This window comes from Bauldia sp. (genome assembly GCF_020442045.1).
Classification (GTDB): Bacteria; Pseudomonadota; Alphaproteobacteria; order Rhizobiales; family Kaistiaceae; genus Bauldia.
The window spans coordinates 1-24,631 of the sequence record NZ_JAGRLA010000048.1 but is presented as its reverse complement, the minus strand read 5'-3'; the positions used below and the strand labels follow the sequence as shown (position 1 = coordinate 24,631).

At 68.2% G+C, this 24,631-nt stretch carries 21 protein-coding genes and 1 other RNA gene; all 22 read left to right on the top strand.

Annotated elements, in window-relative coordinates; all coding sequences use genetic code 11:
* The first annotated feature begins 8 nt into the window (after positions 1-8).
* An RNA gene (rnpB, locus tag KDJ86_RS05510) (RNase P RNA component class A) lies at positions 9-403 on the top strand.
* A gap of 320 nt (positions 404-723) precedes the next feature.
* On the top strand, positions 724-1,206 hold the full coding sequence (gene mraZ / locus KDJ86_RS05505) for a division/cell wall cluster transcriptional repressor MraZ (protein ID WP_291743794.1): 483 nt from the start codon (positions 724-726) through the stop codon (positions 1,204-1,206).
* Entirely contained in the window at positions 1,203-2,243 is a 1,041-nt protein-coding gene (gene rsmH / locus KDJ86_RS05500; RefSeq protein ID WP_291743793.1) for a 16S rRNA (cytosine(1402)-N(4))-methyltransferase RsmH, read from the top strand. Before mraZ ends, rsmH begins: the two co-directional genes overlap by 4 nt.
* On the top strand, positions 2,240-2,587 hold the full coding sequence (gene ftsL / locus KDJ86_RS05495; RefSeq protein ID WP_291743791.1) for a cell division protein FtsL: 348 nt from the start codon (positions 2,240-2,242) through the stop codon (positions 2,585-2,587). Before rsmH ends, ftsL begins: the two co-directional genes overlap by 4 nt.
* Positions 2,588-2,597: 10 nt before the next feature.
* The gene (locus KDJ86_RS05490) at positions 2,598-4,340 is read left to right on the top strand and encodes a peptidoglycan D,D-transpeptidase FtsI family protein (RefSeq protein ID WP_291743788.1); all 1,743 of its coding nucleotides are present in this window, start codon (positions 2,598-2,600) and stop codon (positions 4,338-4,340) included.
* Between the two features lie 45 nt (positions 4,341-4,385).
* Positions 4,386-5,846, top strand: a complete 1,461-nt coding sequence (locus KDJ86_RS05485; RefSeq protein ID WP_291743786.1) for a UDP-N-acetylmuramoyl-L-alanyl-D-glutamate--2,6-diaminopimelate ligase — start codon at positions 4,386-4,388, stop codon at positions 5,844-5,846.
* Positions 5,843-7,291 carry a UDP-N-acetylmuramoylalanyl-D-glutamyl-2,6-diaminopimelate--D-alanyl-D-alanine ligase gene (locus tag KDJ86_RS05480; protein WP_291743784.1) on the top strand — a complete coding sequence of 483 codons (1,449 nt, stop codon included), beginning with the start codon at positions 5,843-5,845 and terminating at the stop codon, positions 7,289-7,291. The genes KDJ86_RS05485 and KDJ86_RS05480 overlap by 4 nt, the downstream gene beginning before the upstream one ends.
* Complete coding sequence (gene mraY, locus KDJ86_RS05475; RefSeq protein ID WP_291743782.1) at positions 7,291-8,376, top strand: phospho-N-acetylmuramoyl-pentapeptide-transferase; 1,086 nt, start codon at positions 7,291-7,293, stop codon at positions 8,374-8,376. The genes KDJ86_RS05480 and mraY overlap by 1 nt, the downstream gene beginning before the upstream one ends.
* 7 nt (positions 8,377-8,383) lie before the next feature.
* Positions 8,384-9,784, top strand: coding sequence for a UDP-N-acetylmuramoyl-L-alanine--D-glutamate ligase (gene murD / locus KDJ86_RS05470; protein ID WP_291743780.1), 1,401 nt, complete (start codon positions 8,384-8,386; stop codon positions 9,782-9,784).
* Positions 9,784-10,938, top strand: a complete 1,155-nt coding sequence (gene ftsW, locus KDJ86_RS05465) for a putative lipid II flippase FtsW (RefSeq protein WP_291743778.1) — start codon at positions 9,784-9,786, stop codon at positions 10,936-10,938. The genes murD and ftsW overlap by 1 nt, the downstream gene beginning before the upstream one ends.
* 9 nt (positions 10,939-10,947) lie before the next feature.
* Positions 10,948-12,063, top strand: a complete 1,116-nt coding sequence (gene murG, locus KDJ86_RS05460; protein ID WP_291743776.1) for an undecaprenyldiphospho-muramoylpentapeptide beta-N-acetylglucosaminyltransferase — start codon at positions 10,948-10,950, stop codon at positions 12,061-12,063.
* Complete coding sequence (gene murC, locus KDJ86_RS05455) at positions 12,060-13,466, top strand: UDP-N-acetylmuramate--L-alanine ligase (RefSeq protein WP_291743775.1); 1,407 nt, start codon at positions 12,060-12,062, stop codon at positions 13,464-13,466. The genes murG and murC overlap by 4 nt, the downstream gene beginning before the upstream one ends.
* 4 nt (positions 13,467-13,470) lie before the next feature.
* On the top strand, positions 13,471-14,418 hold the full coding sequence (murB, locus tag KDJ86_RS05450; protein ID WP_291743774.1) for a UDP-N-acetylmuramate dehydrogenase: 948 nt from the start codon (positions 13,471-13,473) through the stop codon (positions 14,416-14,418).
* 68 nt (positions 14,419-14,486) lie between these two features.
* Complete coding sequence (locus tag KDJ86_RS05445; protein WP_291743772.1) at positions 14,487-14,753, top strand: type II toxin-antitoxin system VapB family antitoxin; 267 nt, start codon at positions 14,487-14,489, stop codon at positions 14,751-14,753.
* The gene (locus KDJ86_RS05440) at positions 14,750-15,145 is read left to right on the top strand and encodes a type II toxin-antitoxin system VapC family toxin (protein WP_291743770.1); all 396 of its coding nucleotides are present in this window, start codon (positions 14,750-14,752) and stop codon (positions 15,143-15,145) included. The genes KDJ86_RS05445 and KDJ86_RS05440 overlap by 4 nt, the downstream gene beginning before the upstream one ends.
* Before the next feature lie 162 nt (positions 15,146-15,307).
* The gene (locus tag KDJ86_RS05435; protein ID WP_291743768.1) at positions 15,308-16,228 is read left to right on the top strand and encodes a D-alanine--D-alanine ligase; all 921 of its coding nucleotides are present in this window, start codon (positions 15,308-15,310) and stop codon (positions 16,226-16,228) included.
* The gene (locus KDJ86_RS05430; protein ID WP_291743840.1) at positions 16,225-17,112 is read left to right on the top strand and encodes a cell division protein FtsQ/DivIB; all 888 of its coding nucleotides are present in this window, start codon (positions 16,225-16,227) and stop codon (positions 17,110-17,112) included. Before KDJ86_RS05435 ends, KDJ86_RS05430 begins: the two co-directional genes overlap by 4 nt.
* The gene (gene ftsA, locus KDJ86_RS05425; RefSeq protein ID WP_291743766.1) at positions 17,112-18,440 is read left to right on the top strand and encodes a cell division protein FtsA; all 1,329 of its coding nucleotides are present in this window, start codon (positions 17,112-17,114) and stop codon (positions 18,438-18,440) included. Before KDJ86_RS05430 ends, ftsA begins: the two co-directional genes overlap by 1 nt.
* 103 nt (positions 18,441-18,543) lie before the next feature.
* A complete protein-coding gene (ftsZ, locus tag KDJ86_RS05420) occupies positions 18,544-20,382 on the top strand; it encodes a cell division protein FtsZ (RefSeq protein ID WP_291743764.1) in 1,839 nt (612 codons plus the stop codon).
* A gap of 304 nt (positions 20,383-20,686) precedes the next feature.
* Complete coding sequence (lpxC, locus tag KDJ86_RS05415; protein ID WP_291743763.1) at positions 20,687-21,637, top strand: UDP-3-O-acyl-N-acetylglucosamine deacetylase; 951 nt, start codon at positions 20,687-20,689, stop codon at positions 21,635-21,637.
* A 213-nt stretch (positions 21,638-21,850) separates the two neighbouring features.
* On the top strand, positions 21,851-22,666 hold the full coding sequence (locus KDJ86_RS05410) for an outer membrane protein assembly factor BamD (protein ID WP_291743761.1): 816 nt from the start codon (positions 21,851-21,853) through the stop codon (positions 22,664-22,666).
* A gap of 13 nt (positions 22,667-22,679) precedes the next feature.
* Entirely contained in the window at positions 22,680-24,350 is a 1,671-nt protein-coding gene (gene recN / locus KDJ86_RS05405; RefSeq protein ID WP_291743759.1) for a DNA repair protein RecN, read from the top strand.
* The last annotated feature ends 281 nt before the right edge of the window (positions 24,351-24,631 follow it).

Here is a 24,631-nt window from a genome sequence, read left to right as displayed (position 1 = left end):
CAGCCCCGTCAGCTGGCCGGACGGCCGCTCCGGCAAGGTGGAAACGCCGCCGGAGAGGAAAGTCCGGGCTCCATGGAAACACGGTGCCGGGTAACGCCCGGCGGGGGCGACCCCAGGGAAAGTGCCGCAGAAAGCAAACCGCCCGGCCGGCTCCGGCCTGTCGGGTAAGGGTGAAAGGGTGGGGTAAGAGCCCACCGCGGGCCCGGCAACGGGACCGGCATGGTAAACCCCACCGGGAGCAAGACCGAATAGGGACGACGCGAGGTTCGCCTCAGACCGCGTTTCCGGGTCAGTCGTCCGGGTAGGTTGCGCGAGGCGTCCGGTAACGGGCGCCCAAGATGAATGGCCGTCACGCGGCGGAGACGCCGCCGTACAGAACCCGGCTTACAGGCCAACTGGCGCGATTGGGACGCCGTCGCCCGAAAGGGCGGCGGCGTCGCCCGTCTTCGCGCGGCCCCGCGCCCACTCCCGATCCACACGAAATATTAAGCCTAACAAGGCATGACTGTGCGACGAGCGCCGGGTGCCGGCGTGGTCCATCGCGCATTGACTGCCCTTAAAATCCCATGGTATCCCATGTAATCCCAAACGAAGGTCGGGGCGCCGTTTTCGGCGGGTCCCGAGGCTTCGGTCGGAGCGGAGCGGACGCAAGGCGTGCGGCCGACCGGGTTCCGCGAGGGATCGCGCGGGAAACCGCGCCGCGCGATGGGGCGGTCGAGGTGGATGGACGAGTTCGTTTCAACCTTCACAAATCGGCTCGACGCCAAGGGGCGGGTGTCGATTCCGGCGCCGTTCCGGTCGGTGTTGGCGGTGGACGGCTTCGACGGGATCTACTGCTGCCCGACGCTCGATCGACAGGCGATCGACGCCGGAGGCAACCGCTTCCGCGACATCATCCGGTCGAGCCTCGCCAATTTCGAGCCCTTCTCGGAGGATCACGAGTACCTGTCGACGACGCTGATCGGCGAGAGCGAGATCCTCAAACACGACCGCGAGGGGCGCGTCGTCCTCACCGACACGATCCGCGAGCATGCGGGGATCGGCGAGCGGGTGACCTTCGTCGGTCAGGGCTACAAGTTCCAGATCTGGGAGCCGGAACGCTTCGCCGCCTATCGCGAGGAGGCCAAGAACCGGCTGCGCGATCTCAGGCGGTCGCTGGGGGCCGGCCGCCGGCCGGCGGGCGCCGGTCCGGAGGTGGGGACATGAGCGCGGGCCGCGGCACCGTGGATGACGGCGTCGCTGGCGGACCGGTCCGGCACGTCCCCGTCCTGATCGACGAGGTGATCGAGCATCTGGCGCCCGCGGCCGGCGGCACCATCATCGACGGGACCTTCGGGGCCGGGGGCTATACCCGCCGCATCCTCGATCGCGGCGCGTCGGTCATTGCCATCGATCGCGACCGGCATGCGCTTGCGGCGGGGCGGAGCCTGGTCGATGCGAGCGGCGGGCGGCTGACGCTGGTCGAGGGCAACTTCTCCGACCTCGACCGTCTTGCCGCCGAACATGGCTCTGCGACGGTCGATGGCGTCGTGCTCGATATCGGCGTCTCGTCGATGCAGCTCGACGAGGCCGAGCGCGGCTTCTCCTTCCGCTTCGACGGGCCGCTCGACATGCGGATGGGCGGTGACGGCCCGACCGCCGGTGACGTGGTCAACGCCATGGAGCCGCGCGACCTCGCCCGCGTCATCGCCGTGCTCGGCGAGGAGCGCAAGGCCCGCGCGGTAGCCGCGGCAATCGCCAGGGCGCGCAGCGAAAGCCCGATCGCGACGACCGCCGAGCTTGCCGAGATCGTTTCGCGCGCCGTCGGCCATCGCAAGTTCGGCGAGATCCATCCGGCGACCCGGACCTTCCAGGCGCTCCGTATCTTCGTCAATCGCGAGCTCGATGAGCTCGCCGACGCGCTCGCCGCCTCGGAGCGGGTGCTGGCCGAGGGCGGACGCCTCGTCGTGGTCGCCTTCCATTCGCTCGAGGACCGGATCGTCAAGCGGTTCCTGGCCGAGCGTTCGGCTGAACGCGCCGGCGGTTCGCGCCACATGCCGGAAGCGGAGCTCGCGCCGCCGACCTTCGCCCTGCTGACGCGAAGCGCCGTTGCGCCGGGCAAGGCCGAAATCGACGCCAATCCCCGCGCCCGCTCGGCACGGCTGAGGGCGGCGCGGCGAACCGCGGCGCCGGTGCGCGCCCTCGACAGGGCGGCGATCGGGGTTCCGGCGCTGCCATCATTTCCGACAGGGAGGACCTCATGAGGCGAGTCTTCAACGTCGTGCTGCTCGGCCTGATGATCGCCACCGCGGTGATCACCTACAACCTCAAGCACGAGGCGGAGGTGGTCGCCAACCGGGTCGCGCGGCTCCACGCCAATATCGCCAAGGAGCGCGAGGAGATCGCCCTGCTGAAGACGGAGTGGAGCCTGCTTTCGCAGCCGAGCCGCCTCCAGGCGCTGGTCGAGAAATACAAGGACCATTTCCAGCTCGAGCCATTCTCCGCCTCGCAGGTGGCGACGCTCGACCAGATTCCGAAGCGGCCCGAGACGGAGCCGCCCGAGGCGACGACGCTGGCCGCGGCCGCCGAAGCCGTCGCGGCGAACTAGGACGAGGACGATGACCGGCATCGATCTCACGGCCATGCCATCCGAGGCGGCGCGAAAGGAAAGCGCGGCGGAAAAGGCCGTCCATCGGCCGCGCGTTCCGAAGCGGGCAAGACAGGAGGGCCGCGATTCGATGCGCCCGCGCATCCGCCTCGCGATGATCGTCTTCACGCTCGCCTTCGTCGCGATCATCGGCCGGCTGGTCAGCCTCGGACTGACCGATCCGACGACCGGCAGGAGCAGCGTCAATCCGAATGACGCGATTGCGACGGGGCGTCCGGACCTTGTCGACCGCAACGGCGAGGTGCTTGCCGCCGACATCAGGACCTCGTCGGTCTATGGCGAACCACGCAACATCATCGATCCCGACGAGGCGGCCGAGGCGATCGGGACCGTCCTGCCCGGGCTGGACGTCGCCGCCCTGCGCAAGCGGCTGACCGGCAATGCCGGCTTTGTCTGGATCAAGCGCGAGATCACGCCGAAGCAGCGGGAGAAGATCCATTCGCTCGGCATCCCCGGCATCGGCTTCCTGACCGAGAACCGGCGCTTCTATACGGCTGGCGCGACCGCCGCCCATGTGCTCGGGCTGGTCAATGTCGACAATCAGGGCATTGCCGGCATCGAGAAATATGTCGACGACCGGTGGCTGGCCGACCTCCATGCCGCCGGCTTCGCGCGTGGCGAGGAGCTCGATCCCGTCCAGCTGTCGATCGACATCGACGTCCAGCACATCCTGCATGACGAGCTGGCCCAGGCGATGGATCGCTATGATGCGATCGCCGCGTCGGGGATCATCCTCGATGCCCATACCGGCGAGGTGATGGCGCTGGCGTCGCTCCCCGACTTCGATCCGAACAACCCGGTCGACGCGAACAAGCCCGACCGGCTGAACCGCATCACCGCCGGTGTCTACGAGCTCGGCTCGATCTTCAAGAGCTTCACCTTCGCCATGGCGCTCGATTCCGGTGCGGTGACGATGAACGACCGCATCGACGCGTCGCATGCGCTGCGTGTCGGCCGCTTCACGATCAACGACTTCCACGGCAAGCACCGGGTGCTGACGGTCCCCGAGGTGTTCATCTATTCGTCGAATATCGGCTCCGCCCGGATGGCGCTGAAGGTCGGCAAGGAGGGGCAGCAGGCCTATCTCCGCAAGTTCGGCTTCTTCGACAAGGTGGACACCGACCTGCCGGAGCTGGCGCCGCCGATGCTGCCGAAGCGCTGGTCGGACCTGACCACGATGACGGTTGCCTTCGGCCATGGCATTGCGGTGACGCCGCTTCAGGTGGCGGTCGCCGACGCGGCGCTGGTCAATGGTGGCATGATGATCCCGCCGACCTTTCTGAAACGAAGCCGCGCCGAAGCCGACAAGCTCGCGACACGGATGGTCAGCGAGGAGACCAGCCGGCACATGCGCGACCTCTTTACCCTCAATGTCGAAAAGGGGTCCGGGCGCCGGGCGGCGGTTCCCGGCTATAATGTCGGCGGAAAGACCGGAACGGCCGAAAAGGCGGTCGCCGGGGGGTACTCCGCCAACAAAAGGCTGAATTCCTTCCTTGCGGCCTTTCCGATGGACGATCCGCAATATGTCGTCCTCGTCGTGCTTGACGAACCGAAGCGGGAGAATGAAAGTTCCGGCACCACTGCGGGATGGAACGCCGCGCCGACGGTCCAGGCCGTCATTCGACGTTCGGCGGCACTTCTCGGGGTCAAGCCAAGGACCATCCAAGACGGCGTCGTCCTAGTGTCGAATTGAGGGGGCAACGTCGATGAAATCGCACAACCGAAACCAGCGCGGGATATGCTTCTCGGGGACCTCATCGACGGGGACGTGACGATCGCGCCGGACGCGGGCACGGTCGACATCAACGGGATCACGTCGGACAGCCGGGCTGTCGGGCGGGGCTTTCTTTTTGCCGCGCTGCCCGGATCGACGACCGACGGCGCGCGTTTCGTCGGCGACGCGGTCGCCGCCGGAGCGGTCGCCGTGCTTGCCGGTCCGGATGTGGAAATCCCCGCCATGCCGGGCGTGCCGGTCTTGCGCGCCGACGATCCCCGGCGGGCATTCGCGCTGATCGCGTCGCGGTTCCATCCACTCCAGCCGGACCACCTCGTGGCGGTGACCGGGACGAGCGGCAAGACCTCGGTCGCAAGCTTCGTCCGCGAGATCTTCACCGCGGCCGGTCACGAGGCGGCCAGCCTCGGCACGATCGGCGTCGCCAGCCGCCGCTGGAGCACCTATGGCCGGCTGACGACCCCCGATCCGGTCGCGTTGCACGAAGCGCTCGACAGGCTGGCGCGCGAGGGCGTGACCCACGCCGCGCTCGAAGCCTCGAGCCACGGCCTCGACCAGCGCCGTCTCGACGGCATCCGGATCGACGCGGCCGGCTTCACCAATCTCGGCCGCGACCACATGGACTATCACCCGACCGTTGCCGACTACCTCGCCGCCAAGCTCCGGCTCTTCACGACGATCCTGCCGGCGGACGGCGCGGCGGTGATCGACATGGACGGCGCCCATGGCGAGGACGCTCTCGCCGCGGCCCGCGATCGTGGCGCCGAGCTGGTGCGCGTCGGGCTGGCCGGGACGGAGATCAGGCTCATCGACATCGAGGCGGCCGGCTTCCGCCAGCGCCTCCGTTTCGAGGGTTTTGGCAAGCCTTACGATCTGCTCCTGCCGCTCGCCGGTACCTTCCAGGCGTCGAATGCGCTGGTCGCGGCCGGGCTGGCGATCGGCGCCGGCATCGATCCGGAGACCGCTTTCGGAGCGCTTCCCGGTCTCGAAGGCGCGACCGGGCGGCTTGAGCTTGCCGGGCGCAAGGCGAATGGCGCGCTCGTCTTCATCGACTATGCCCACAAGCCCGATGCCGTTACCTCGGCGCTCAGGGCACTGCGGCCGATGACCGCCGGCCGCCTGGTCATCGTCTTCGGCGCCGGCGGCGATCGCGATCCCGGCAAGCGCCGGCTGATGGGCGAGGCGGCGGCCGCCAATGCCGACGCTGTCTTCGTCACCGACGACAATCCGCGCAGCGAGGATCCCGCCGAAATCCGCCGGGCGATCCTCCAGGGCGCCCCCGGCGCGACCGAGATCGGCGATCGGCGGGAGGCGATTCGTGTTGCGATTGCGTCGCTCGGCCCGGGCGACGTGCTCTGCGTCGCCGGCAAGGGGCATGAGACCGGCCAGATCGTCGGCTCCGAGGAGTTGCCTTTCTCCGATCATCAGGTGGTGCGCTCGGTGCTTGGGTCGGAGGAGGCGGCATGAGCGCGCCATTGTGGACATTCGACGCATTCGTCGCCGCCATCGAGGGACGTCCGGTGGGGGTGTCCCGCGAAGCGGTGTCGGGCATCTCGATCGACAGCCGCACGGTGCAGCCCGGCGACGCCTTCTTCGCCATTCGCGGCGACAATTTCGACGGCCATGATTTCGTGACGATGGCGATGGCCGGTGGCGCCGGCGTCGCCGTGATCTCCGAGGCCAGGCTTGCCGCTCTCGGCCATATCACCGGGACGCTGATCGTCGTCGACGATGTCCTCCAGGCGCTCGTCAGGCTGGGCCGCGCGGCCCGCGGCCGCAGTCAGGCGCGGATCGCGGCGGTGACCGGCAGCGTCGGCAAGACCGGCACCAAGGCGATGCTTGCCCGGGCGCTCTCGCCGAGCCGGGCGGTCCATGCCTCCCCGGCATCCTTCAACAATCACTGGGGCGTGCCGCTGACCCTGTCGCGCATGCCTCCGGAGGCCGAGGTCGGCATCTTCGAGATCGGCATGAACCACGCTGGCGAGATCGAGCCACTGGTCAGGATGGTGCGCCCGCATGTCGCGATCATCACCACCGTCGCGCCGGTTCACCTCGAATATTTCGGCGGCGTCGAGGAGATTGCCAGGGCCAAGGCCGAGATCTTCCTCGGGGTCGAGCCAGGTGGGGCCGCGATCCTCAACCGCGACAACGACTATTTCGACCTGCTCGCCTCGCTGGCGCGCGAGGCGGGGGTCGAGACGATTATCGGCTTCGGCGAGCATCCGGAAGCGGAAGCGCGGGTCGAGGCGATCGACATGAAGCCGGAAAGCTCGGGCGTGCTGGCGACGATCCTCGGCACCGAGGTGACCTATGAGCTCGGCGCGCCGGGCCGCCACATGATCCAGAACAGCCTCGCGGTTCTCGCCGCGGTGGATCTGCTCGGCGGCGATCTCGAGGCGGCCGCCACCGCGCTCGGTCGCATGACCGCGCCTGGCGGTCGCGGCGCGCGCCTGCGGCTCGACCTGGCAGCGGGCAGCGCGACGCTGATCGACGAGAGCTACAACGCCAATCCGGTGTCGATGCGCGCCGCGATCGCCCTGCTCGGGCAGTCGGTGCCGCCGGGCGAGGGCCGGCGCATCGCCGTGCTCGGCGACATGCTCGAGCTCGGCGTCGAATCGGCGGCGATGCATGCCGATCTCAGCGAGGCCCTCGTCGAGGCCGGCGTCGACATGGTCTTTCTCGCCGGACCGGAGATGATGGCGCTGTGGGAGGCATTGCCCGACTCGCGACGCGGTGCCTATGCGGAAACCGCGGCGGAACTCGAACCGATCGTCGCCGAGGCGCTCCGGCCGGGAGATGTGGTGATGGTCAAGGGGTCGAATGCCAGTCGCATGGGGCCGCTCGTCGCCGCCCTCAGGTCGCGCTTCGAAGGCGCGGCCTCCGGCAGCGAGCAGGGACGGGAAATCGCCTGATGTTCTACTACCTCAGCCAGTTCGGCGACGAGATCTCCGTCCTCAACGTCTTCCGCTACATCACCTTCCGCACCGGCGGCGCGACGTTCACGGCGCTGCTCTTCTCCTTCATGTTCGGGCCGACGATCATCTCGGCGCTTCGCGTCCGCCAGGGCAAGGGCCAGCCGATCCGCGCCGACGGGCCGCAGAACCACCTGGTCACCAAGATCGGCACCCCGACCATGGGCGGGCTGATGATCCTCTCCGGGCTCCTGGTCTCGACGCTGCTATGGGCGGACCTGTCGAGCCCCTATGTCTGGATCGTCCTGTTCGTCACCATCGGCTTCGGCCTGATCGGGCTCTATGACGACTACCTCAAGGTCACCAAGCAGACCGACAAGGGCTTCTCCGGCAAGGCGCGGATCGGCATCGAATTCGCCATTGCCCTGGTCGCCTGCTTCCTGATCGTCTGGGCCGGCCAGGCGCCGCTGTCGACGTCGCTGACCTTCCCCTTCTTCAAGGATGTCGTCGCCAATCTCGGCTGGTTCTTCGTGCCTTTCGCCGCCTTCGTCGTGGTCGGCGCAGGCAACGCGGTCAACCTGACCGACGGGCTCGACGGACTCGCCATCGTGCCGGTGATGATCGCAGCGGCGAGCTTCGGCATCATCGCCTATCTCGCCGGCAACGCCGTCTTCGCCGACTATCTCCAGGTCCATTTCACGCAAGGCACCGGCGAGCTGGCGGTGATCTGCGGGACGGTGATCGGCGCCGGCCTCGGCTTCCTCTGGTACAATGCCCCGCCGGCCGCGATCTTCATGGGCGACACCGGCTCGCTGGCGCTCGGCGGCATGCTCGGCGCCGTCGCGGTCGCCACCAAGCACGAGATCGTGCTCGCCATCATCGGCGGGCTCTTCGTCCTCGAGGCCGTGTCGGTGATCATCCAGGTCGGCTCCTACAAGCTGACCGGCAAGCGCGTCTTCAAGATGGCGCCGATCCATCATCACTTCGAGGAACTCGGCTGGACCGAGCCGCAGATCGTCATCCGCTTCTGGATCATCGCCGTCATGCTGGCGCTGATCGGCCTCGCGACGCTGAAGATCAGGTAGGACGAGGATGATCCCCGCCACCAGCTTCAGCGGCAAGCGCGTCGCCCTTTTCGGGCTCGGCGGCAGCGGCCGGGCGACCGCCGCCGCGCTGGTCGCCGGCGGCGCGCTGGTCACGGCCTGGGACGACAATGCCGAGGCGGCGGCGGGCGCGGCGGAGGCTGGCATCCCGGTCGCCGACCTGCGCGAGTCCGACTGGAAGGACTTCGCGGCGCTGGTGCTCGCACCCGGCGTGCCGCTGACCCACCCGACCCCGCACTGGACGGTGGCCAAGGCCGCGTCGGCGGGCGTCGAGGTGATCGGCGACATCGAGATATTCAGCCGCGAGCGGAAGCGCAGCATGCCGACGTCGCCCTTCGTCGCGATCACCGGGACCAACGGCAAGTCGACGACGACGGCGCTGATCGGCCATCTGCTCAAGTCGGCGGGTCGCGACACCCAGGTCGGCGGCAATATCGGCACGCCGATCCTCAAGCTCGATCCGCCGCGCACCGGCCGCTACCACGTGATCGAGGTCTCGTCCTTCCAGATCGACCTTGCGCCCGGCATCAATCCCTCGCTCGGCGTCCTGCTCAACGTCACGCCCGACCATCTCGACCGGCACGGGACCATGGAGCGCTACGCGGGGATCAAGGAGCGGCTCGTCGCCGCCGCGAAGACGGCGGTGATCGCCGTCGACGACAAGATCACCCAGGCGATCGCCGACCGGCTGGAGCAGGCGGGACGGCGGATCGTGCGGGTCTCGACCCGGCTGCCGCTCGCCTCCGGCTTCTACGTCGAGGGAGGCATCGTCTACGAGGCCGAAAATGGGGCCGCCACCGAGGTCGCGCGGCTCGACGGCATCCCGTCGCTCCGCGGGCTTCACAATGCCCAGAACGCCGCGGTCGCCGTCGCCGTCGCCAGGAAACTCGGCCTGTCCGTCGAGGCGATCCGCCAGGGCGTCGTGTCTTTCGGTGGCCTCCGCCACCGGATGGAGGAGGTCGGGCGGCGCGGGCGGGTGATCTTCGTCAACGATTCCAAGGCGACCAATGCCGAGGCCGCGGCCAGGGCGCTGGCGAGCTTCGACCGCATCTACTGGATCGCCGGCGGCCGCGCCAAGGAAGGCGGCATCGAGAGCCTCAGGGGCTTCTTCCCGAAGATCGCCAAGGCCTATCTGATCGGCGAGGCGGCGGAAGGCTTTGCCGCCAGCCTCCAACCGACGGTCGATGTCGACATGTCGGGCACGCTTGCTGCGGCTGTCGAGGCGGCGGCGCGGGACGCGCTCCTCGATAACGCCGAGGAGGCGGTGGTGCTCCTGTCGCCGGCCTGTGCGTCCTATGACCAGTTCCAGAATTTCGAGCGGCGCGGCGACGCGTTCCGCTCCGCTGCGCTGTCGCTCGACGGCGTCAGAAACCGCGAGGAGGCAGCCTGATGGTAAGCCGAGCAGATCGAACCGCCTTTGCCGAATGGTGGTGGACGGTCGACAGGTTCCTGCTGGTCGGGTTCATCGCGCTGATGGTCGGCGGCGTGGTGCTGTCGCTCGCCGGCAGTCCGGCGGTCGCCGAGCGCCTCGGCTATGACAGCTACCATTTCGTCAACCGGCATCTCGCCTTCTTCCTGCCGGCGATGGCGGTGATGCTGGCGACCTCCTTCCTGACGCCGCGCCAGGCACGGCGGGCGGCGTTCGTGGTGCTGGTCATCTCGCTGGTCCTGATGCTGGCGGTGCTGCTGGTCGGCATCGAGAACAACGGCTCGCGGCGCTGGATCAACATCCTCGGGTTGTCGCTGCAGCCGTCGGAATTCATGAAGCCGGCCTTCGTCGTGATCGTCGCCTGGCTGTTCGCCGAGAACAAGCGCCGCCCGGATATCCCCGGCAACCTCTTCGCGCTGATCCTGCTCGGGATCGCCGTCGCGCTGCTGATCGCGGAGCCCGATTTCGGCCAGACGATGCTGATCGCGGTCGCCTGGGGCGCGCTGTTCTTCATGGCCGGGGTTCCGTGGATCTGGATCGCCGGCCTTGGTGCGCTCGGCATCGGTGGCATGTTCGCGGCCTATTCGATGCTGCCGCATGTGGCGGCGCGGGTCGATCGCTTCCTGTCGCCCGAATCCGGGGACACCTTCCAGGTCGACACCGCGATGGAGGCGATCCTCAGCGGCGGCTGGCTTGGCCAGGGACCGGGCGAGGGGACCGTCAAGCGCATCCTGCCGGACGCCCATACCGACTTCATCTTCGCCGTCGCGGCGGAGGAATTCGGCATCGTCATCTGCGTCGGCCTGGTCGCCCTGATCATGCTGATCGTGCTGCGTGGCCTCTCCGACGCGATCCGCAAGGATGATCCCTTCGCGCGGCTCGCCTCGGCGGGACTGATCGTCCTGTTCGGCGTCCAGTCGGTGATCAACCTCGCGGTCAATCTCAGCCTGATGCCGGCCAAGGGCATGACGCTGCCCTTCATCTCCTACGGCGGTTCGTCGATGATCGCGGTCGCCTTCGGCATGGGACTGCTGCTGGCCCTGACGCGGCGGAGCGCCGAGGCGCGGCCTGTCCGGCCACGCATGCCCGGCCGGATGCGGGAAAGCGCTGCCTAGGACGAATCAATGTCGCAACTGGTCCTTATCTGTGCCGGCGGAACCGGCGGCCATCTCTTTCCGGCCGAGGCGCTGGCCCGGGCGCTCGCCGGGCGTGGCTGGACCGTGCACCTGGCGACGGACCATCGCGTCGATGCCTATGCGCAGGACTTCCCGGCCGAGGCGATCCACATCATCCCTTCGGCGACGATCACCAGGTCGCCGGTCGCCGCGGCCAAGGCCATCGTCCGTCTCGCCCGTGGATGGTTCGCCGCGCGCAAGCTGATCCGCCAGCTGAAGCCGGTGATTGCCATCGGCTTTGGCGGCTATCCGACCGTGCCGCCGATGCTCGCCGCATCCCAGGCCCGCATTCCGACCATCGTCCATGACCAGAATGCCGTCCTTGGACGCGCCAACCGCTTCCTCGCCAAACGGATGACGGCGATTGCCACGGCCTTCGACAAGGTCAAGGGCGCGGAGGAGTTCGTCGCCCGCGTCGTCGAGACCGGCAACCCGGTCCGCGCCGCCGTGCTGGAGGCGGCGAAGGCGCCATATCCCGAGCGCGATGCGGACCAGCCCTTCCGGCTGCTTGCCTTCGGCGGCAGCCAGGGCGCCCGCTTCCTGTCCGATCTGGTGCCGGCCGCCGCGGCGAAGCTGTCGGAGACCGCGCGCGGCAGGCTGGTCGTCACCCAGCAGTGCCGGCCGGAGGATATCGACCGTGTGGCGAAGGCCTATCGGGCGCTCGGCGTCGCGGCCGAGCTCGAATCCTTCTTCAGCGACATGCCCCGGCGGATCGCCGCCAGCCATCTCGTCGTCTCCCGTTCCGGTGCCTCGACGGTGGCCGAACTGGCGGTGATCGGCCGCCCCGCCATCATGGTGCCACTGCCGCATGCTCTCGATCAGGACCAGAAGGCCAACGCGTCGATCCTGGCGCGGGCAGGGGGCGGTTGGATGATCGAGCAGGGCGACATGAATCCCGACCGGCTTGCCGGCGACCTCGAGGATCTGATCGCGCATCCCGAGCGGACGGCGGCGGCGGCGGCCGCGGCGCGCAGCGTCGGGCGGCCGAATGCTGTCGACAATCTCGCCGACCTCGTTGAAAAGGTTGCCGGAGAGAAACAAGCGAACGGGAAAACAGACACATGAAGATGCCGCTGGATATCGGGCCGGTCCATTTCGTCGGGATCGGCGGCATCGGCATGAGCGGCATCGCCGAGGTGATGGTCAACCTCGGCTACACGGTCCAGGGCTCGGATGTGGCGGAGAACGCCAACGTCCAGCGCCTGCGTGAAAAGGGTGTCACGGTCGCGATCGGCCATGACGCGGCCAATCTCGGCGACGCGCAGGTGGTGGTCGTCTCGTCGGCGATCCGCCGGGACAATCCCGAGCTGAGGGCGGCCCGCGAACGGTTGCTGCCGGTGGTTCGACGTGCCGAGATGCTCGGCGAGCTGATGCGCCTCAAGCAGGCGATCGCCATCGCCGGCACCCATGGCAAGACGACGACGACGTCGATGGTCGCGGCGCTGCTCGATGCCGGCGGCTTCGACCCGACGGTGATCAATGGCGGCATCATCAACGCCTATGGCACCAATGCCCGGATGGGTGACAGCGACTGGATGGTGGTCGAGGCGGACGAGTCCGACGGGACCTTCGTCAAGCTGCCGATCGACGTGGCGCTGGTCACCAATATCGATCCGGAGCATCTCGACCACTACAAGAGTTTCGACGGCATCCGCGCGGCGTTCCGGCAGTTCGTCGAGAACGTGCCCTTCTACGGTTTCGCGGTGATGTGCATCGACCACCCGGAGGTGCAGTCGCTGATCGGCCAGATCGAGGACCGCCGGATCATCACCTACGGCATGAGCCCGCAGGCCGACATCCGCTGCGTCGACATTCGCGTCGAGAACCGCACCACGATGTTCACCGTCGTCATTCGCGACCGCCAGCGGGGCGAGACCAGGACGATCGAGGGGCTGACGCTGTCGATCCCCGGCGAACATAATGTGCTGAACGCGACCGGCGCGATCGCCATTGCGATTCATCTCGGCGTCCCGGACGACGCCATCCGGACCGGCCTTTCCGGCTTCGGCGGGGTAAAGCGCCGCTTCACCCGGACCGGCGACTGGAACGGTGTCGACGTCTTCGACGACTATGGCCACCACCCGGTCGAGATCGCCGCCGTCCTCAAGGCGGCCCGATCGGTGACGCCGGGCCACGTCATCGCGGTGGTCCAGCCGCATCGCTATACCCGGCTTCGCGACCTGTTCGACGACTTCTGCTCCTGCTTCAACGATGCCGACACGGTTGTGGTCGCGCCGGTCTATCCGGCCGGCGAGGCGCCGATCGACGGGATCAGCGGCGAGGCGCTGGTCGAGGGCCTCAAGGCACGGGGGCATCGCGATGCGCGCTCGCTTGCCGATCGCGACGATCTGGCCCCGACGATCGTATCCATCGCGCGGCCAGGTGACACGGTGATCTGCCTCGGCGCCGGCTCGATCAGCCAGTGGGCGAATACCTTGCCGGGCGAACTGGCAAAGCTGAACGGCTAGAGCCGTGGCGCTGATCGACAGCCTTGAACGCGACGGGATACGCGGCCGGATCAGCGCCGGCGCGGAGATCGCGCCCTTCACCTGGTTCCGGGTCGGCGGTCCGGCCGAGGTGTTGTTCCAGCCGGCTGACGCCGGCGACCTTGCCGAATTCCTTCACAGGTTGAATCCGGAAATTCCCGTAACCGTCATTGGCGTCGGGTCGAATCTGCTTGTCCGCGATGGCGGTATTGCCGGCGTCGTCGTTCGCCTCACCGCCAGGGGCTTCGGTCAGACGGTGCGGGAGAGCGGCAACCGGATCGTCGCAGGCACGGCGCTGCCGGACAAGCGGCTCGCCGCTTTCGCCCGCGACGAGGGGCTCGGCGGCTTCGCCTTCTTCCACGGTATCCCCGGTACCGTCGGCGGCGCGCTCAGGATGAATGCCGGGGCGAATGGCGTCGAGACCCGCGATCGGCTGGTCGAGGCCCATGCGGTCGACAGGGCCGGCAGGCGGCACGTGCTGACCAATGCCGATATGGGCTTCACCTACAGGCACTCGGCGGCGCCGGAGGACCTGATCTTCACCGCCGGGGTTTTCGAGGGGGAACCGGCGGAAATAGACAGGATTCAGGCGGAGATGGACGCGGTCGAGGCGCATCGCGAGGCGGCGCAGCCGATCCGCGACAAGACCGGCGGCTCGACCTTCACCAATCCGCCGGGCGAGAAGGCCTGGCAACTGATTGATTCCGCAGGCTGTCGGGGCCTGAGGGTCGGCGGGGCGATGGTCTCGGAGAAGCACTGCAACTTCCTGATCAACGTCGAAAACGCCACCGCCCACGACCTCGAACTGCTCGGTGAGACGGTCCGGGCGCGGGTGCTGGAGGCCACGGGCGCGCGGCTGGAATGGGAGATACGGCGGGTGGGACGGTTCGGGACAGGGGCGCCCGTCGCGCCGTTTCTGGGGCGCGACGGCTGACCGGGCGGTCTTGAAGCCGCGATCAACGGGGTATATTTCTACCCTTGGACGGGTAGAAAGGTACCCTGATGGGCATCAACATCAAGAACGAGGAGACCGTGCGTCTCATCCGCGAGCTCGCGGAGCTGACCGGCGAGGGACAGACCGCGGCCGTGACCGAAGCCGTGCGCGAGAGGATCGAGAGGCTCAGTCACAAGTCGGAACGAGAGAGGCGACTTGAGAGGATACTCGCAATCTCCAGGGAGACCGCGCCGCTCATGCGCGACTTCGACATGGATGAGGCCCTCTACGGCGAGAACGGACTCTACGATCGCGAGACCGGCCTGCCGAAGTGATCGTCGACAGCTCCGCATTTATTGCCATTCTCTATGAGGAGGATGGCTTCTTCCCATTTGCAGACGCCCTCGCGGGGCCCGGTCCGTTCCGCATGTCCGCCGCGACCTACCTCGAACTGAGCATCGTCGTGGACGGCAAACGCAGCCCACGCCTCAGCCGCCGCGTTGACGACCTCATTCTCGAAACCGGCATCACCATCGAGCCCGTCACTGAGAAGCAGGCGCGGATCGCCCGCGAGGCCTATCGCGATTTCGGCAAGGGCAGCGGCCACCCGGCGGGCCTGAATTTCGGCGATTGCTTCGCCTATGCGCTGGCCAAGGACCGCAACGAGCCGCTCCTCTTCAAGGGTGGCGACTTCGCGAAAACCGACGTCCGCCGCGCCGCCGACTGACGCGGCCGGGGGGCCGCGGGTCCTTGCGGCCGATGACCGCGGCCGAGGGAAAGCCGGACCGCCGGCAAAAAAGTTAACGATCTCCCTCGTGGTTAACGTTTCTTAACCAAATTCCATCGCACTGTCGTCAGGTCCGCCGCGATTCGGCGGAGGAGGGACTGAATGACGACGCATGTTGCGGTGCTGATGGGTGGTTGGTCTTCCGAGAGGCCGGTTTCGCTGTCCTCGGGGAATGCCTGCGCCGATGCGCTGGAAGCCGGCGGCTTCAAGGTGACGCGCGTCGATGTCGGCCGCGACGTCGCCGACGTGCTGGCCAGGCTGCAGCCGGACGTCGCCTTCAACGCGCTGCATGGTCCCTTCGGCGAGGATGGCTGCGTCCAGGGCATCCTCGAATTCCTCGCGATTCCCTACACCCATTCGGGGGTGCTCGCCTCGGCGCTGGCGATGAACAAGCCGAAGGCCAACCACATCCTGCGCGCCGCCGGCGTTCCGGTGTCGGATTCAGTGGTCGCCCACCGCCTCGACGCGGCACGCGAACACGTCATCGCGCCTCCCTATGTGGTCAAGCCGCCGAACGAGGGATCGAGCTTCGGCGTGCTGATCGTCAGGGAAGACGCGATTCACCCGCCGCAGGAGCTTTTCGCCGAGGATTGGGCCTTCGGCGAGGTGGTCATGGTCGAGCGCTATGTCGCCGGTCGCGAGCTGACCTGCGGGGTCCGCGGCGACGAACCGCTCGATGTCATTGATATCGTTACAGGAGATCGATTCTACGACTATCACGCCAAGTATGACGTCGGCGGATCGAAGCACATCCTGCCGGCGGAAATTTTACCAGATGTTTACCAAAATATACGGATGCTGGCGCTACGGGCCCATCAGGCTTTGGGCTGCCGTGGCGTCAGCCGGGCGGACTTCCGCTACGACGACCGCCCCGGGGGGACGGGGGAACTCATCTGCCTCGAGGTCAACACGCAGCCAGGCATGACGGCAACCTCGTTGGTTCCTGAGATGGCCGCATACGCGGGCATGGATTTCAAGAGTCTGGTGCGTTGGATGGTGGAGGACGCGTCTTGCAGTCGGTGAAGCCGGAGACCGAGGGAGACATGGGCGACTGGGCTGCCGATGCACGGCCGGCGCGTCGCCTCGTCCTGCCGCGGTTCCTGCGCCGCCCGGCACGCATCCTGTCGCGTCTCGACCTGCGGACGCCACGGTATGCCGGCACCAAGGGCATGGCCCTGCTTTTCGCCGCGACGGCGGCGACCGGCATGGTGGTCGGCGGGCACACGACCACGGTCGTTTCGGCGCTTACCGCATGGGCGGGCCTTGGGATCGACGAAGTCGAGATCAGCGGCCAGAGCGAGACGTCCGAGATCGACGTGCTGAACGCCATGGCGATCGGACCCTTCCCGTCGATCGTGACATTCGACGCGATCAGCGCCCGCGAACGCGTCGAGCAGTTGCCCTGGGTCAAGCGGGTGACCATCCGCAAGCTCTATCCCGACACCCTGCAGGTGGGGATCGTCGAGCGCCAGCCCTACGCGATCTGGCAGCATGACGGCGCCGTCGTCCTGATCAACAAGGACGGACGGGTGCTCGCCGATCATGTCGACTCGCGCTACGCGCAATTGCCGATGGTGGTCGGCAAGGGGGCGGACGCGCGGGCCGGCGAGTTCGTTTCGCTGCTCGAGGAATTCCCGTCCTTCGCGCCGCGGGTCCGCGCCGGCGTGCTGGTTTCGGACCGGCGCTGGAACGTCGTCCTCAACAACGGCATCGAAATCATGCTGCCAAAGGACGATCCGGGTTCGGCCCTGATCCAGGCGGTCGCGCTTGACGACGGTCACGGCATCCTTTCCCGCGAAATCGCGGCGGTCGACCTTCGCCTGCCCAACCGGCTGGTCTTCCGCCTGACCGAGGCCGGTTACGAGGCGCGCGAAGCCCTGCTCAAGAAGCGGAAGGGCAAGGGCTGATGAAGATATTCGGTTCCTCCGACCAGGGCCGTCGCCCGATCATCCGCCGCCCGACCGTCGTTTCGGTCCTCGACATCGGTTCGAGCAAGATCTGCTGCCTGATCGCCCGGCTGAAGCCGCTGGACGACGCGGAGGGGGCGGAGGCGCTTCGCGGCCGGACGCATGCGATCGAGGTGCTGGGCATCGGCCATCAGCGCTCGCGCGGCATCAAGTCCGGCGTCGTCGTCAATCTCGACGCCGCGGAGCATGCCATTCGCCTCGCCGTCGACGCCGCCGAGAGGATGGCGGGGATCACCGTCGACTCGCTGATCGTCAGCATTTCCGCCGGCCGGCTGGCGAGCGAAACCTATTCGGCAAGCGTCGCCCTGTCGGGCAAGGCGGTCGAGGACGTCGATATCGGCCGGGTGCTCGCCGCCGGGCGACGCCACTCGGTCAGCGACGGGCGCTCCATCGTCCATGCCCTGCCGATCGGCTATTCGCTCGACGCCAATGGCGGCATCGCCGACCCGCGCGGCATGGTCGGCGAGCGGCTCGGCGTCGACATGCACATGGTCACCGGCGATGCCCAGCCGCTGCGCAACGTCGAGCTTTGCATCGCCCGCGGCCACCTGTCGGTCGAACGCCTCGTGGCGGCGCCCTATGCCAGCGGCCTGTCCGTCGTGGTCGATGACGAATCGGAGCTCGGCTGCGCCTGCATCGACTTCGGCGGCGGGACGACGACCATCGCCGTCTTCACCAAGGGCCAGTTCGTCCATGCCGACGCGATCGCGATCGGCGGCCGGCACATCACCACCGACATTGCCCGCGGGCTGTCGACGCGGCTCGAGGTCGCCGAGCGGTTGAAGACGGTTTACGGCAGCGCCCTGCCGAGCCCGGCCGACGAGCGCGAGATCATTTCGGTGCCCTCGATCGGGGACGACGAGGAGGAACCCGCCAATCACGTGCCGCGTTCGGCGCTGACCCGGATCATCCGGCCGCGGGTCGAGGAGATCCTCGAACTGGTGCGCGACCGGCTGAACCAATCCGGATACGCGACGCTGGTCGGACGGCGGATGATCCTGACCGGCGGCGCCAGCCAGCTTACCGGCCTGGCCGAATCGGCGCGGCGGGTGCTTGCCCGCAACGTCAGGCTCGGCCGGCCACTCGGAATTGCCGGCCTGCCGGAGGTCGCCAAGGGGCCGGCATTCTCGACTGCGGTCGGGCTGCTCATCTATCCGCAGGTCGCGACGATGGAACAATGCGAGGGGGGAAGCGACCGTCCCTTCGCGATGACGGGAACGGGTGGCTACCTGGCACGGGTGGGCCACTGGTTCAGGGAGAGCTTCTAGGCGCCGTGGGCACGGTGTCCGGCGACCGCGGCGGCGGCGCCTGTCTACTTGAAACTGGAGGCCGGAGCACGCAAGCGGCCATAGGGGTCACAACGAGGGTGTCATGACGATCAATCTGCAAATGCCGGATATCAAAGAGCTCAGGCCGAAGATCACCGTGTTCGGCGTCGGCGGCGCCGGGGGCAACGCGGTCAACAACATGATCCGATCCGGGCTTGTTGGCTGCGAATTCGTCGTCGCGAATACCGACAGTCAGGCGCTCTCCTCCTCCGAGGCCGAGCGGGTCATCCAGATGGGGGTCGCGGTCACCGAAGGCCTCGGCGCGGGATCGCAGCCGGAAGTCGGCCGCGCCGCCGCGGAGGAGGCGATCGCCGAGATCACCGATCATCTCAGCGGCTCCCACATGGTGTTCGTCACCGCCGGCATGGGCGGCGGCACCGGCACCGGCGCGGCGCCGATCGTCGCCCGCGCCGCCCGCGACCAGGGCATCCTGACCGTCGGCGTCGTCACCAAGCCGTTCCAGTTCGAGGGCGCCCGGCGGATGCGCATCGCCGACCAGGGGATCATCGATCTCCAGGCCTGCGTCGACACGCTGATCGTCATTCCGAACCAGAACCTCTTCCGGATCGCCAACGAGAAGACCACCTTCGCCGACGCCTTCGCGATGGCTGACCAGGTTCTCTATTCGGGCGTCGCCTGCATCACCGACCTGATGGTCAAGGAAGGCCTGATCAATCTCGATTTCGCCGACGTCCGCTCGGTGATGCGCGAGATGGGCAAGGCGATGATGGGCACCGGCGAGGCCTCCGGCGACAAGCGCGCCATCCAGGCGGCCGAGGCGGCGATCGCCAACCCGCTGCTCGACGAGACCTCGATGAAGGGCGCCAACGGCCTCCTGATCTCGATCACCGGCGGCAAGGACCTGACCCTGTTCGAGGTCGACGAGGCCGCGACCCGTATCCGCGAGGAGGTCGATCCCGACGCGAATATCATCCTCGGCGCCACCTTCGAGGAATCGCTCGAAGGCGTCATCCGGGTGTCGGTGGTCGCGACCGGTATCGACAGCTCCGGCCAGGCGGAAGTCCACCCGGCCGACATGCGGATGGCCGAGCTCAACCATCGCCTGCGGACCGTGGCGCAGCCCGCCGCGCCGAAGCCCGCGCCGGAACCGGTGCCGACGCGCCCCGCCGCGATCGCCACCGCGGCCGTCGCCGCGGCCATCGCTCCGGCCCCGGAGCCGGAGGAAGCTCCCGCGCCGGAGCCGGCCACTCCCGAGGCTCCGGCCGCGCGGGCGGAACAGCCGGCGCCGGCTGCCGCCCACGACCGCGACATCACCATCGCGCCCTACAAGCCGGCGGCATCCCAGTATGACGAGGGCGATTTCGACGCCGAATCGGAACCGCACCTGAAGGCGGAAGAGGAGGAGCATCATGTCTCCGAAGCCCCCTTCATTCCGCCGGAAGCCGAGGCGCCGCCGGTGCGGATGCCGCGCATCCAGGACTTCCCGCCGGTTGCCCAGCGCCAGCTCCAGGCCCGCGAGACGGGCGAAGCCCAGACCGAGGAGGATCGCGGTCCGCTCAGCCTGCTGAAACGACTCGCCCATGTCGGCCTCGGCCGCCGCGAGGACGAGGCACCGGCCGCCGCGCAGCGACCGCAGGGCCAGCGTCCGCCGGCGGCGGCGAACCAGCCGCAGGGGCAGCCGCGCCAGCCCCAGCAGGCCCGCCAGCCGCAGCAGCAGCCGCAGCGGATGCAGGCTCCGCCGCCGCCCCAGGCAAGCGACTATGCCAAGCGGCCACCGCAGCCGCGGGTGCAGGGTTCGGACCAGCAATACCGGCCACGGCAGGCCGAGCTTGACCCGCACGGCCGGCCGATGCCGCAGGATCATCGCAGCGCCGATGACGAGCTCGAGATTCCGGCATTTCTCCGTCGTCAGGCGAACTGAAAACAATCTGGTTGGCGACCCGGTTCCGCGTTTGCGGAGCCGGGTCGTAAACTATTGGAAAGACGGGGAAAAAAGGGCGGGCTATGGCGGGGTCCGGGCGTTACATAGTGTAACCAAGCGTGATTTTGTCTTCCCTCCCGGCGCGGATATTGTTGGATTCGAGGAGGGCGCTGGGGCCATCGAGTGAGTCCGGTGCGTTGGAACGAAAAGTATCCGTTCCAGCCGGAAATACGAAGCCCAGTTGCCGTCAGTCGGGCCGCGAAAGCGGCGGGGACCGAATACTACCAGGGGCGGGTGCCATAGCATGGCGAGACGGCGTAACGGGGCACAGACGACGCTCAAGACTCGGGCGTCATTGTCGGGAGTTGGTGTCCATAGCGGTCAGGAAGTGTCGGTAACCCTGCACCCGGCCGAGGCGGATTGCGGCATCTATTTCAACCGGACAAATCTCGATGACGGCCGGGATTGCGAGATCCCGGCCGATTTTCGTTACGTCAACGCGACCGACCTGTGCACCTCGATCGGGACGACGGACGGGTCGGTGGCGACGATCGAGCATCTGATGGCGACCTTGCGGGCGCTGGATGTCGATAATTGCATGGTCGAGATCGACGGGCCCGAGGTTCCGGTGATGGACGGCAGCGCCGATGCCTTCATCGATGCCATCGACCAGGCCGGCATCGAGACGCTTTCCGCCTCGCGGCGCTACATCCGGGTCAACAAGCCGGTTCGCGTCGAGATGGGCAAGAGCGTCGCCGAGTTCACGCCCCATGACGGCCGCCGGATCGAGGTCGAGATCGATTTCGCCAATCCGCTGGTTGGCCGGCAGGACTATACCTTCGAATTCTGCGGCGAGACCTTCCGCAAGGAGATCGCCCGCGCCCGCACCTTCGGCTTCTATGCCGACGTCAAGAGCCTGTGGGCCCGCGGCTTCGCGCTCGGCGCCTCGCTCGAGAACGCCATCGTCATCGGCGAGGACCGGGTGATGAACCCGGAGGGCCTGCGCTACGAGAACGAATTCGTCCGGCACAAGGTGCTCGACGCGATCGGCGACCTGGCGCTGGCCGGCGCTCCGATCCTCGGCGCCTACCGGTCCCACCGGGGCGGCCACAAGCTCAATCACATGGCCCTCGAGGCGCTGCTCTCCGACCGGGATGCGTGGAGCTATGTCGAAATGCCGGTCCGCCGCGAGACCGGCCATGCGGATCTGCCGGCGGGCGTCGCCGCGGCCGCCTTCGGTCCCGACGTTTCCTGATGCCGGACAGGCGGTTATGACCGCCTCGTCCGCTCTTTCGCCACAAAGAAAAGCGAAGTCCATGCGTGCCGGGAATTGGCGCGCGGCCGGGGTTTGGAGTAAACAGGCCGTTTGCGAGGCAAGCATGAAAAGGGCGATTCGGCGCGAAGCCGGTCTGGTCGGGGGATGAATTCAGTTTCACCTGTCAGCGTAAAACGGCCGGGCCGGCTGAAGATGGCCGCCGTCTGGCTTGCCATCCTCGGCGCACCGGTCCTGCTGTCGGCCTGCCAGCATTCGATCGAGGGCACCGCGGCCGCCTACGAGCCCGACCAGCCGGCCGGGGCGCTCTATAATCGCGGCCTCGGCTATCTCAATGCCGGCAAATACAGCGACGCCATCAAGAGCTTCAACGAGGTCGACCGCCAGCACCCCTATTCGGAATGGGCCCGCAAGGGGATGGTGATGTCGGCCTTTGCCAGCTACCGGAAGGGCGACTACGACACGGCGATCCAGGCGGCCAACCGCTATCTGACGCTCTATCCCGGCAGCCCGGACGCCGCCTATGCCCAGTACATCCTCGGCCAGAGCTATTTCGCCCAGATCAAGGACGTGACGCGCGACCAGGCGGCGACCCAGAAGGCGCTTGCCGCGATGCAAGAGGTCACCAGGAAATACCCCGATTCCGAATATGCCTCCGACGCCAACAAGAAGGTGATCGCCACCCGCGACCAGCTCGCCGGCAAGGAGATGCAGGTCGGCCGCTACTATCTCGAGCGGCGCGAATATATCGCCGCGATCAACCGGTTCGACGTGGTGGTGACCGAGTATCCCGACACCCGGCATGTCGAGGAGGCGCTGGAGCGTCTCGTCGAGGCGAATCTCGCGATGGGTCTGGTCCGCGAGGCGCAGACCGCCGCGGCCGTGCTCGGTCACAACTTCCCCGACAGCCAGTGGTACAAGGACGCCTATAGTCTGCTGCAGAAGAAGGGCGTGACGCCGCAGGACCACGGCGGCGAGATCAGCGAGGCCGTGGCAGCCCGAACCAGCTGAGGTTGGCCGAGCCATGCTCGTCGCCCTGTCGATTCGCGATATCGTCCTGATCGACCGGCTGTCCGTCGACTTTGCCGAAGGCATGACCGTGCTGACCGGCGAGACCGGCGCCGGCAAATCGATCCTGCTCGACGCGCTGTCGCTGGCGCTCGGCGGCCGCGGCGACAGCGCGCTGGTTCGCCAGGGCGCCGAGCAGGGCGACGTGACGGCGGTCTTCGAGCCGGAGGCCGGTCACCCGGTATGGGCGCTTCTCGACGAGAGCGCCATCGAGGCCGAGGGCGCGTTGGTGCTTCGCCGGGTCCAGACCGGCGACGGGCGAAGCCGCGCCTTCGTCAACGACAATCCCGTATCGGTGACGCTGCTGCGCCGGATCGGCGCGATGCTGGTCGAGATCCATGGCCAGCATGACGACCGCGCGCTGGTCGATCCCGGCGTCCACCGCGACCTGCTCGACGCCTTCGGCCGGCTGGAGGGCGAGGCGGAAGCGGTCGCCGGTGCCTGTCGCGGCGCGCGGGAGGCGGAGGCCGCGGCGGCGGCGCTCCGGGAGCGCATCGCGGCTGCCCGCGCGGAGGCCGACTACCTGCGCGCGTCGGTCGAGGAACTGACCCTGCTCGCGCCGCGGCCCGGCGAGGAGGATGAGCTCGCCGATCGGCGCCAGCTGCTGATGCGGGCCGAGAAGGTCGCCGGGGACATCGCGGAGGCCCACGACATCGTCCTCGGCTCGGCAAGCCCGGTGCCGACGCTCGCGAGCCTGGTCCGCCGGCTGGAGCGCAAGGCCCCGGAAGCCGCCGGCCTGCTCGACGAGCCGGTGGCGGCGCTCGACCGCGCGCTCAACGCGCTGGAGGAGGCGGGCGCCGCGCTGGAAGGCGCGGCACAGGCGGCCGATGCCGATCCGCGCGAGCTCGAACAGACCGAGGAGCGCCTCTTCGCGCTCCGCGCCGCGGGCCGCAAATACAACGTCCTGGTCGCCGACCTGCCGGCGCTTGCCGCGGAGATGGCGGCGGCGCTGGCGGCGCTCGATTCCGGCGAGGAGGAACTCGGCCGGCTCGACAAGGCCGTCATCGCCGCCCGCGCCGGCTACCGGAAGGCCGCCGCCGCGCTCAGCAGGAAGCGTCGGGCCGCCGCCGCCGAACTCGACAGGGCGGTGGCGGCGGAGCTGCCGGCGCTCAAGCTCGAACGGGCGGTCTTCTCGGCGACTATCGAGACCGACCCGGAGAGGATGTCGGAGGCGGGCCTCGACGACGTCTCCTTCACCGTCCGCACCAATCCCGGCTCGAAGCCCGGCCCGCTGATGAAGGTGGCGTCGGGCGGCGAGCTCGCCCGCTTCCTGCTGGCGCTCAAGGTGGCGCTCGCCGATCGCGGCTCGGCGCCGACCCTGGTCTTCGACGAGATCGACACCGCGGTCGGCGGCGCGGTCGCCGACGCGATCGGCGCCCGGCTGTCGCGGCTGGCGAAGGGCGTCCAGGTGCTGTCGGTGACCCATGCGCCGCAGGTCGCGGCGCGGTCGACCAGCCACCTGCTGGTCGCCAAGGCGCCCGGCAAGGACACGGACCACGTGCTGACCGACGTCGTCCGCCTCGACGGCGCGAAACGGCGCGAGGAGATCGCCCGGATGCTCGCCGGGGCGACGATCACCGATGAGGCGCGGGCGGCGGCCGAGCGGCTGATCCTCGGCGCGGCGTGAGGGGCGGGGATCGTGCGTCCTTCGAGGCTCGGGTCAGCCCCGAGGGTATGCTTCAGGATGGCGAGGCGGCCGCCGCTCTGGCACGCGGGTTGCCGGTCAAGTGGCCGCGGTGGATTTGGGAGAAGACGTGACACCCCGGCGCGGCCGTCAGGGCCGCGGGAAGGGGGGCCAGTAAACGATGCCGGTGCGGAACGGGGCGCGGCGGTGCATCTCATGGAGAACGGACCGTTTACTGGTTCCCCTTCCCTCGCACCCTTCGGGTGCTCGCCGGGGATGACAGG